Consider the following 11,281-nt stretch of genomic DNA (forward strand, 5'->3'; position numbering starts at 1 on the left):
CTTCCGGCTTGATGACTTCCAGCGGCTTCTTCTTCGCCTTCATGATGTTCGGCAATGTGACGTAGCGCGGCTCGTTCAGGCGCAGGTCGGTGGTGATCACGGCCGGCAGGCTCAGCGACAGCGTTTCAGCACCGCCGTCCACTTCGCGCGACACCGTAGCCTTGCCGTCAGCGACGACAACCTTCGAGGCAAACGTAGCTTGCGGCAGGTTCGCCAGTGCAGCCAGCATCTGGCCGGTCTGGTTCGAATCGTCGTCGATGGCCTGCTTGCCGAGGATGACGAGCTGCGGCTGTTCCTTGTCGACCAGCGCCTTGAGCAGCTTGGCGACCGCCAGCGGCTGCAGTTCTTCGCCCGACTCGATCAGGATCGCACGGTCCGCGCCGATTGCCAGCGCCGTGCGCAGCGTTTCCTGCGCTTGCGTGACACCCGCCGACACGGCGATCACTTCGGTCGCCACGCCCGCTTCACGCAGACGTACCGCTTCTTCGACCGCGATTTCGTCGAAGGGATTCATCGACATCTTTACATTGGCTGTTTCCACACCGGTGTTGTCAGCTTTTACGCGTACGCTGACGTTGTAATCAATGACTCTCTTTGCTGCGACCAGTATCTTCATTTCGGGTACCTTGACATGTGATGCCTTTACCAGGGTTCAGTTGACGATTTAGATCGTCATCAAGCGATAGTCATGAGGTTTGCATTGCCGCCGGCAGCGGCAGTGTTGACGCTCACCGAGCGCTCTGTGAGTAGGCGCTCCAGGACGTAGTCGGCTTCGGTTCCACTGCCAAGGTTTGATGGAACTGCTTGAACTGAGAGAATCGGGCCGGGCCGCTTGGCAATTTCTTGTGCCAACGTGATGAGAGTGTCGCTATCGCCTTCAAAAAGGACGGCGTCGCAAGGTGCGTCCACCTGCTTCGTGGTTGCTGCGAAGGACTTCAACGACGAGGGCAACACGGCAAACAGTTCTTCGCCAGCTTTCCCGGAAAACACGCTGCGATTGCCAGTAGCAAGAACCGCGGCGAACTGCTTGAGCGCGCCTGTTCTGGTCGAGGGGATGCAAAGCACTGTGCCGCGGCTATGAAGGCTGAAAGTATTTCGCTCACCTGTGGGGCCTAGGAGCTCGACGGAGGCTCCAACTACAACGTTGTCCAGATATGTGTCACAACGGGCGGCCAAGGCTGGTTCATGCTCCGCGATCAACCAATCGCGCAACGTCGATAATGCATATCGAGCTGCTTCTGTGGATACTGCCCCGTCGCGACCGCCTTTGACAGGCAACATGTCGCCTAACGACTTTGGCAATCCTGCAGGACGCGTAGCCAGCAGACGCTGCAGATACAACGCGCCACCCGCTTTCGGACCCGTGCCCGACAGACCTTCACCACCGAACGGCTGAACACCCACCACCGCGCCGATCACATTGCGGTTCACGTAAATGTTGCCGACATGCGCACGGCTGATCACGTGAGCGATCGTTTCGTCGATCCGCGTGTGAATGCCAAGCGTCAGGCCGTAGCCGGTTGTGCGGATCTGTTCGAGCAGCTTGTCCAGCTGGCTGCGGCGGTAACGCACCACATGCAGCACCGGGCCGAACACTTCACGCTTCAATTCGTCGATGCTGTCGAGTTCGATCAGCGTCGGCGGAACAAACGTGCCTTGTCCCGCACCTTCCGGCATCGGCAGTTGCTCGACCTTGCGGCCTTTCTCGCGCATCGCCGCGACGTGCGCATCGATACCGCGCTTTGCGTCGAGGTCGATGACCGGGCCGACGTCGATCGACAGGCGGTCCGGATTGCCCACCGACAGTTCGCGCATCGCGCCCGTCAGCATTTCGAGCGTGCGGTCCGCGACATCTTCCTGTAGACAAAGAACGCGCAACGCGGAACACCGTTGACCGGCGGAATCGAACGAAGACTGCAGCACGTCCGCGACCACCTGCTCAGCAAGCGCCGAGGAATCGACGATCATCGCGTTCTGGCCGCCGGTTTCGGCGATCAGTGGAATCGGCTTACCTTCCGGGTCGAGGCGATTCGACAGCGTCTTGTTGATCAGACGCGCGACTTCGGTCGAACCGGTGAACATCACCGCACGGGTGCGCGGATCGGCCACCAGCGCTGCGCCGACCGTTTCGCCATTGCCCGGCAGCAGTTGCACCGCGCCCGCCGGCACGCCGGCTTCGCGCAGGATACGCACAGCTTGCGCGGCGATCAGCGGCGTTTGTTCGGCCGGCTTGGCGAGCACAGTGTTACCAGCAGCCAAAGCTGCAGCCACCTGACCCATGAAAATCGCCAGCGGGAAGTTCCACGGGCTGATACAGACCACCGGACCAAGCGGGCGGTGCGTGTCGTTGGAGAATTCGTTGCGGATCTGCGTGGAGTAATAGCGCAGGAAATCGATCGCTTCACGGATTTCCGCGACCGCGTTCGCCAGCGACTTACCGGCTTCACGCACCACGAGACCCATTAGCGTGTGCATCTGCGCTTCGAGCAGATCGGCGGCACGCGCGAGGCAATCGGCGCGGGCGTCGACCGGCGTCGCTTGCCAGATCGGTGCGGCGGCGACTGCGTGGGCCATGGCGGCACTCACATGTTCCGAGGTCGCTTCCACAACAGTACCGACGAGGTCGCGATGATCGGCCGGGTTGCGCACATCACGCGCGACACCCACGGCGATTTCGTTGTCTTCGAGCATAGGCGCCGCGCGCCACGGATGATGCGCGCTCGCCAGCAACGCCGACGACAACGAGGCCAGACGATGTTCGTTCGACAGATCGAGCCCCATCGAATTGAGACGCTCGGCGCCGAACAGATTACGCGGCAGCGGAATTTTCGTGTGCGGCGCGCCGAGCGGGACGATCTTCGAGGCTTCGTCGGCCGGGTCGGCGATCAGGTCCTTGATCGCGACGGTCTCATCGGCGATGCGGTTCACGAACGAGGTGTTCGCGCCGTTTTCCAGCAGGCGACGCACGAGGTATGCGAGCAGCGTTTCGTGCGTGCCGACCGGCGCATACACGCGGCACGGACGGTTCAGCTTGTCGCGACCGGTGACTTCCTCATACAGCGGTTCACCCATGCCGTGCAGGCATTGGAACTCGTACTGGCCGGGGTAGTAGTTATTGCCCGCGAGGTGATAGATCGCCGACAGCGTGTGCGCGTTGTGCGTGGCGAACTGTGGATAGACCGCGTCCGGCGCGCTAAGCAGCTTCTTCGCGCAGGCGAGGTAGGAGACGTCCGTGTAGATCTTGCGCGTGTAGACCGGATAGCCTTCGAGGCCGTCCACTTGTGCGCGCTTGATTTCGGTGTCCCAGTACGCGCCCTTCACGAGGCGGACCATGATGCGGTGACGGCTGCGGCGCGCCAGATCGATCAGGTATTCGATCACGAACGGGCAGCGCTTCTGATACGCCTGCACCACGAAACCAATGCCGTTCCAGCCAGCCAGTTCCGGATCGAAGCACAGCGCTTCGAGCAGATCGAGCGAGATTTCGAGGCGGTCGGCTTCTTCGGCGTCGATGTTCAGGCCGATGTCGTAGCGGCGCGCGAGGATCGCCAGCGAGCGGACGCGCGGCAGCAGTTCGCTCATCGTGCGTTCCTGCTGCGAACGCGAGTAGCGTGCGTGCAGCGCGGAGAGCTTGATCGAGATGCCCGGGCCTTCGTAAATGCCGCGGCCGCCGGCCGCTTTGCCGATCGCGTGGATCGCCTGTTCGTACGACGCGTAGTAGCGCTGCGCGTCGGCTTCGGTGGTCGCCGCTTCGCCGAGCATGTCGTACGAGTAGCGGAAGCCGCGTGCTTCGTATTTGCGGCTGTTGGCCAGCGCCTCGGAGATGTTCTCACCGGTGACGAACTGCTCGCCCATCAGGCGCATCGCCATGTCGACGCCCTTGCGGATCAGAGGTTCACCGCCCTTGCCGATCAAACGAGTCAGCGCCGACGAGAGGCTCGTTTCGCTATTGGTCGTCACCAGCTTGCCGGTGATCATCAAGCCCCAGGTCGCGGCGTTGACGAACAGCGACGGCGCCTGGCCCATGTGCGATTTCCAGTCGCCCTTGCTGATCTTGTCGCGGATCAGCGCGTCGCGCGTGGCCAGATCGGGAATGCGCAGCAGCGCTTCGGCGAGGCACATCAGCGCCACGCCTTCCTGGCTCGACAGCGAAAATTCGTGGATCAGCCCTTCGACGCCACCACCCTTGCTCTTGCCGCGCAGCGTCTCGACCAGCTTGCCGGCCATGGCCTGCACGTCGCCCGCGAGATTGGCCGGCAGACGCGCCTGGCCGAGCAGGAACGGCACGCATTCCGGCTCGGGACGGCGATACGCAGCGGTAATCGCCGCGCGCAACACCGATTGCGGTTGCACGTTCTGCGCGAATTCGAGGAAGGGATGAGAAGCGCCATCCTCGCTATGGTCGATGGGTTCCTGTTGTTCAGGCTCGAGGGCTTGCGCGCCAAGGAGTTCCTGTGGCACGACGCCGTTCTCAATCTGCTCAACGTACGAAACCATCGCCTGCTTTATCAACCAGTGCGGTGTTCGTTCGATGCTCATTGCTGCGCGCTTTAGGCGCGAACGAAGATTATCGTCAACCTTGACGCCCAAAGTTGTGCCGGGCATAAAAAGTCCTCTGAAAATGGCAGCCAAAAGATACTATAGTAGTGACATCGTATACTATTGAGCGGCGGGGTGCAACCTCGTTTCAAAAAGTTGCACCCCTCCGGGTATCGCGTGGTCTCTCTGAGCTGGTCTCTTCAATAGACGAAGGCGACCGACTGCGTCGCCCAAGGGAAGGGACGTGCAGGCGCGATACGTTAGAGACAGTCTGGGGTTCGACAGGGAGGAGCCGATCTCGCAGCCAAGCCACGTCTACAAAGGCTTGGAGACGCCACATCCTCGCTTCTGAGCCAATTAACTGGGGAAGATCCCAGGGTCAAATTGTATTTTTGAAACGGTGCGCACGCTGGAGAAAACGGATACTATGCATCGTAAGAGTATACGATGTAACATGAATCGGATGCTTGTGAGCGTCCGGTTCGCGGCCCGGCGGCGCCCCAACCCGGTGATGGAGGGGTGGCAAATCGAGTTCGACACGACTGCTGCTGAAACGACGCGTCGCGCATCTTTAACAGTTGCTGGCGACCCGTTGCGCACGAGGTTCACGTTGTAAGTGAAGACAAATTAGGTGTTGGTCTATACGCGTGAGTACGCGGAAATCGTCGGAGATGACAATGAAAAAGCAGTCTGGAGTTTGTATTGCGGTCGCAGCTTTGGGGTTGATGACGGCTGTTGGAGCAAGCGCACAAGAGGTCGTGACAATTGGTCTTTCCGCTCCGCTGACCGGTCCGCAGGTGGCCGGAGGAAAGGATGTCGAGAACGGTGCGCGGCTGGCAATTGACGATTTGAATAAGGAAAACCTGAAGATTGGCGGGAAGGCTGTCACTTTCAAGCTCGCGGCGGTGGATGACCAAGCAGATCCGAAAATCGGCGTCCAAGTCGCGCAGAACCTTGTTGACCGCGGTGTCATCGCCGTTTTGGGACCCTACAATTCTGGCGTAGCGATTCCGGCCTCGCAGATCTATAACGGCGCAAGCATCCCGCTGCTGCCGACCGCTTCGAATCCAGCATTGACAAAGCAGGGTTTCAAAAACATCTTCCGTATCGGGGCCAGCGATTCGTCGCTTGGCAGCACGATGGCCGATTTCGCTTCGCAAACGCTGAAAGCGAAGACAGCCGTGGTAGTCGATGACCGCACAGCATATGGTCAAGGGGTAGCGGAAGAGTTCGAAAAGACGGCGAAGGCCCGTGGGATCCAGATCGTCGGTCAGGAATTCACCTCATCCCAGGCAACTGACTTCCGCTCGATCCTGACAACTATCAAAGCCAAGAACCCCGACGTGATTTTCTACGGCGGATACGATGCTCAGGGCGCCCCTATGGCCAAGCAGATGCGGGCGCTCGGCGTTCGCGCGAAGCTGCTGGGCGGCGACAGTATCTGTACAGCTGAAATGGGCAAGGTTGCAGGCGATGCAGCCTCGATCGTTTATTGCGCACAAGGCGGTGTTGCCCCGGACAAGACTGCGGAAGGACGCGACTATGTGAAGAGGTATCACGATACCTACCGCACGGATTTGCAAGTGTACGGCGTCAGCTACTACGACGGTGTGAAGCTGCTGGCCGACGCTATGGTGAAGGCTGGTACGACCACCGATAAAGCGAAGCTGATCGCGCAACTCGCGAAGACTAGCTACAAGGGAATCGCCGGAACTTACGCGTTTGCCGACAACGGCGAATTGAAAGGTGCTCCGACAACGGTGTACGTAATCCGCAACGGCGCGCCTGTTCCGTACGCTCCTTAAATCTCGTTAATAGCCTCCATTGCAACGTCCATGAAAATCAGTCGTTCTATTTCAACCGTAGAGGTACATACCAGCGGTGAGCCCTTCCGTATCGTGACGAATGGATTGCCACGGGCGAAAGGTAGCACCATCATGCAGCGCCGCACGTGGATGAAGGAGAATGCCGACGATATTCGCCGCGCGCTCATGTTTGAGCCGCGTGGTCACGTTGACATGTACGGAGGCTACCTGACCGAGCCGGTGTCACCGAGCGCGGACTTCGGCGTCATATTCGTGCATAACGAGGGCTATAGCGATCACTGCGGACACGGGGTAATCGCCATAGCAACTGTCGCAGTCGAACTCGGGTGGGTCGAGCGCACGGTGCCTGAGACGCGCGTGGGCATTGATGCACCGTGCGGCTTTATCGAGGCTTTTGTGAGCTACGATGGCGAGCATGCCGGCCCGGTACGATTTGTGAACGTACCATCCTTCATCTGGAAGCGAGATGTGTCGGTTCTGACACCGTCGTTCGGTAGCGTGACAGGCGACATTGCGTATGGCGGGGCGTTCTATTTCTACGTGGACGGCGCGCCTTTCGGTTTGGAGATTCGTGAACACGCAGTCGGAAAGTTGATCGCGTTCGGGTCCGAAGTGAAGGCAGCAGCCAACGCTGCCTATTCTGTAGCTCACCCGGAAATCCCCGAAATCGACCACATCTACGGAACTGTAATCGCGAATGCTCCGCGACATCCCGGTTCCACTCAAGCGAACTGCATCATCTTCGCGGACCGTGAGGTCGATCGGTCGCCGTCGGGCTCGGGCACGTCGGGACGGGTCGCACAACTTTACCTGCGTGGCAAGCTAGCTTTTGGGGAAACGTTCGTCAACGAGTCGATCGTCGGTACGACCTTCAGCGGACGCGTCGTCCGGACGACGGCTGTCGGCGATATTCCGGCCGTGATCAACGAAATCGAAGGCTACGCGCACATCTGTGGTTTTGCAAACTGGATTATCGACGAGCGGGACCCGCTTGCACACGGCTTCCTCGTCCGATAAGCCGCAACGGTCTGCCTGGCCTCGATGTCCGGTTGACGTGACAAAACCCTGCCACACACTTTGCGGCGCACTAACTTCCCATTCCGCAGCCGTCACGAGCTGCCTATTCGATCGATGATTAGCTAATCGAACAATCGGTACGGCTCGTACCGAGCTGGACAGCTTCTTCATAGGTGACACGGTGGCGCAAGTCAAATTCGAATCCCTGGCCGAGCGATTACAGAACATCCTTGAGAGAGCCGGTTGCTCAACGCGCGTCGCTAGACTGATCGCTACGAATTGCGCGTCCGCGGAACGCGATGGTGCGAAAAGCCACGGGCTCTTCCGGATGCCGGGCTATGTGTCGAGCTTAGTCGGGAACTGGGTCGACGGAAGGGCCGAGCCCATCGTCGACGATGTCGCACCGGGATTCATTCGCATCGACGCGGCTAACGGCTTCGCGGTGTCCGCGTTAGATGCGGGTGCGAAACTGGCGATCGAGAAGGCGAAGCGAAATGGCATTGTCGTCGTCGCGATTCGCAATTCCCATCATCTCGGAGCACTGTCGCTCGACGTCGAGCCATTCGCTGACGTTGGCCTCGTCGCGCTGGCGGTACTCAATTCGATGAAGGGTGTCGTACCGTATGGCGGCAAGTCGGCCGTATTTGGTACGAATCCGATGGCGTTCGCCGCGCCGCGCGCGTCGGCACCACCGTTCGTGTTTGACCAGGCGGTCTCGACCATGGCGCGCGGTGACGTCAGCATCGCGATGAACGAAGGGCGAACGCTAACGTCCGACGTCGGTGTCGACAAGCATGGTCTCCAGACCACCGACCCGGCCGATATTATCGACGGAGGCGCGCTACTGACTTTCGGCGGTCACAAGGGGACGACGCTCGCGCTGATGATTGAGATCTTGTGCGCCGCACTCGTCGGTGGCCAGTTCTCGTACGAGTGCGTGCTGGAAACGATGCCGGGCGCCGCGACGCCGCGAACCGGCCAGACGTTGATCCTGATCGATCCGACCGCCGGCAGCACAGGCCTGCCGCACTTCCAGATCCGCGTCGACGAACTAATGCAGGCCGTGATAGACGCTGGACTGCAGCGTGTTCCAGGCGACAGAAGGTTAATTGCACGGGCTCGTGCGATGGAGGACGGAATCGACGTCAGCAGAGAGGAGTTCGACATGCTTGCGTTGCTGGACAGAGACACCGGAATTCATTGAATCTAAGTTGACTGACGGACCGGTCGATTCTGCGTCACTCGTTGTTCGGTGCGGATGTTCATTGTCTCCGCTGCCCGGGTCGTAGGAATGTGAGATTCCAGATGTGGTTTGGCCGCGAAGATGGGCTTTCTCACATGCGATGAAGTCAACCGGAACATCAAAGGAATCCGGGGGGCGTACGAAACGAAACGTCTATTTCGCGCTGAGGGGTTATCCATCAAGAACGTTTGGATCTGCAACCCGGCGAGGATTCAAATCGACAGCAAATGAGCTAATTGGCTGGCTATAGTGCCTCACCATCCTGCACAACACCGAAATCGGCCTGTGCGATTGCCCCGAAGAACCTACGGAGTCGCAGGGCATCGATGCTTGTCGAGCCGGTACGAGGATGGCTAACTAATTATTGGGGATGCCGTCATGAAGAGCTTTGTTATAAGCAAGACCGCGTTGATATTGTTGACCGTCGCATTCGATGCATCGTCCTTTGCGAAAGCTGAGACGACGCAGATTGTGAAGTTGGGTGCCGTTGCTCCGCTCACCGGGGGCCTGGCGCATCAGGGACGAGACTCGGAGAATGGCGCAAAACTGGCGGTGGACGAAATTAACGCCAAAGGTCTGGTAGTCGGTGGCAATAAGGTGGTTCTCTGGCTTGAGCAAGAAGACGACGCCGCCGATCCCCGAACGGCAACCCAGATTGCGCAGAAGCTCGTTGACGATAAGGTGGTCGCGGTGATTGGTCACCAGACTTCCGGAACATCGATTCCCGCATCTCGGATCTATCGGGATGCGGGAATTGTTCAGATTACACCGGCTTCCACAAATCCGCTTTACACACAGCAGGGATTCAAGACGACATACCGTCTGATTGCAACGGATGCCCAGCAAGCACCCGCTTTGGCAACGTATGCCGCCAAGAACATGAATGCGAAGACCATCGCGATCGTAGATGACGCCACTGCATATGGCCAGGGGCTAGCAGATCAATTCTCGAACAATGTCCAGGCCCTTGGCATCAAGGTGCTTTCACGCGACGCCAGCACTGATAAGACGGTCGATTTCAAAGGAATTCTGACGAAAATAAAGGGCGAGAATCCGGACATCATAATGTATGGCGGAAGTGACGCTGCGGGAGCTCAGTTGGTGAGGCAGGCCGCTCAGCTCGGGTTGCGCGCAAAGGTCCTTTCCGGGGACGGATTGTGTACGGAAAAAATGGGCGAGATGGCCGGAGACGCTTCGAAGAATCTGGTGTGCTCTGAGGCCGGTCTTCCGCTGGAGATGATGCCCGGCGGCGAAGCCTTCAAGAAAAGATATGTACAGAAGTTCAATCAACCGATTCAGAGCTATGCTCCATTCGCGTATGACGCCGTCAATGTGGTTGTCGACGCGATGAAGCGTGCGAACTCCACGGACCCCGCAAGGATCCTCGACGCCATGCAGGCGACGCAGTATAACGGCGTGATCGGCAGGATCGCGTTCGATTCGAAAGGCGACCTCAAGGAGACAGGTATTTCGTTATACCAATTCAAGAATGGAAAGAAGAATCTGCTTCAGGTAGTCAGGATGTAAATCTCAATCGCCCCGGGGATGTTGAGGAAGGACCGCTTCGGCATGGAAACGTGCAATACGCGAGCGGGCCTCCTCGCCATTCCATATCCCGAGCTGATGCGGTAGGCGGGAGAATCCGCAGGAATCGGAATTTTCTCTTCATGGGCTTACCAGCTGGTTGCGCTGCCGATATCGAGCGTCACGTGAACTGAGACTTGACGTGCTACGAGACTTGGCATCCAAGGATCAGGCATGCAACTGTGAGGGCATGTCGGTGACATGTCTTTCTATCGATGGGGCTTTGGGGTTATTTCAAGATTTGACGTTTTGCGCCTGATCTCTTTCGCGATCAGGCGCTCCAATTCATTCGAAGTGGGACGGCGTACTCGCACGGTGCGGACGATCGGGTGCGGTCTCGGCTAGCGGATCGTTTCGACACCGACGGCGATTAGGCGGGTGCACGTGCGATGCGCGGTTTTGGGAACAAGAGCATGCCGGGACCATTTCGTGTCAGCGGACAAGGACGCGACGATGGCATTTAACGATGTTCCAATATCTGCCCGCACGGCGAGTCCATTTTTTGGGTCTGCCGTGAACATGCCGGGACGATCGGACCTTACCGGTTTTTATCTAGTATCCGCAGTGTCGTCGAGACGACGTGATTCCTCGCTTACTCGCGGGCTGCAGCCTTCTGCGGTTGCACGGGCTAAGGAGCATTAAATGGATATCTTCATCCAGCAGGTCCTCAACGGGCTGGTGCTTGGCAGCGTTTACGCCATCATCGCACTGGGCTATACGATGGTTTACGGCATCTTGGGCATCATCAACTTCGCGCACGGCGATGTGTTGATGGTGGGCGCGATGGTTGCGCTCTCAGCCATAGGCGTGCTTCAGAACCACTTCCCCGGCCTCGGCAATGTGCCGACGCTCATCATCGCGTTGATCATCGCGGCAGTGGTTTGCTCGCTGGTCGGCTACACGATCGAGCGCGTGGCCTACCGGCCGTTGCGTAAAGCACCGCGCCTCGCCCCGCTGATCACCGCGATCGGCGTGTCGATCCTGCTGCAAACCCTCGCGATGATGATCTGGTCGCGCAACCCGCTGCCGTTCCCGCAGCTGTTGCCTACTGACCCGATCAACGTGATCAAGG

General features: G+C 59.0%; 7 protein-coding genes. 5 read left to right on the forward strand and 2 right to left on the reverse strand.

What is annotated here, in order from left to right:
* On the reverse strand, positions 1-616 hold a 616-nt coding region (locus FSO04_RS43665), incomplete at its 3' end, for an electron transfer flavoprotein subunit beta/FixA family protein (protein ID WP_154567537.1).
* 59 nt (positions 617-675) lie between these two features.
* On the reverse strand, positions 676-4,605 hold the full coding sequence (gene putA / locus FSO04_RS43670) for a trifunctional transcriptional regulator/proline dehydrogenase/L-glutamate gamma-semialdehyde dehydrogenase (RefSeq protein WP_154567538.1): 3,930 nt from the start codon (positions 4,603-4,605) through the stop codon (positions 676-678).
* Between the two features lie 611 nt (positions 4,606-5,216).
* Here putA and FSO04_RS43675 point away from each other — a divergent pair.
* From FSO04_RS43675 to FSO04_RS43695, 5 genes are all read left to right on the forward strand, one after another.
* Entirely contained in the window at positions 5,217-6,344 is a 1,128-nt protein-coding gene (locus FSO04_RS43675; protein WP_154567539.1) for a branched-chain amino acid ABC transporter substrate-binding protein, read from the forward strand.
* Between the two features lie 30 nt (positions 6,345-6,374).
* The gene (gene lhpH, locus FSO04_RS43680) at positions 6,375-7,382 is read left to right on the forward strand and encodes a trans-3-hydroxy-L-proline dehydratase (protein WP_154567540.1); all 1,008 of its coding nucleotides are present in this window, start codon (positions 6,375-6,377) and stop codon (positions 7,380-7,382) included.
* 181 nt (positions 7,383-7,563) lie between these two features.
* A complete protein-coding gene (locus tag FSO04_RS43685) occupies positions 7,564-8,586 on the forward strand; it encodes an Ldh family oxidoreductase (protein WP_168436025.1) in 1,023 nt (340 codons plus the stop codon).
* A gap of 402 nt (positions 8,587-8,988) precedes the next feature.
* Positions 8,989-10,152, forward strand: a complete 1,164-nt coding sequence (locus FSO04_RS43690; RefSeq protein ID WP_414693526.1) for a branched-chain amino acid ABC transporter substrate-binding protein — start codon at positions 8,989-8,991, stop codon at positions 10,150-10,152.
* Positions 10,153-10,851: 699 nt separating this feature from the next.
* Positions 10,852-11,281: branched-chain amino acid ABC transporter permease (locus FSO04_RS43695; RefSeq protein WP_166618383.1), on the forward strand; the 430-nt coding region annotated here is incomplete at its 3' end.

This window comes from Paraburkholderia madseniana (assembly GCF_009690905.1).
Classification (GTDB): domain Bacteria; phylum Pseudomonadota; class Gammaproteobacteria; order Burkholderiales; family Burkholderiaceae; genus Paraburkholderia; species Paraburkholderia madseniana.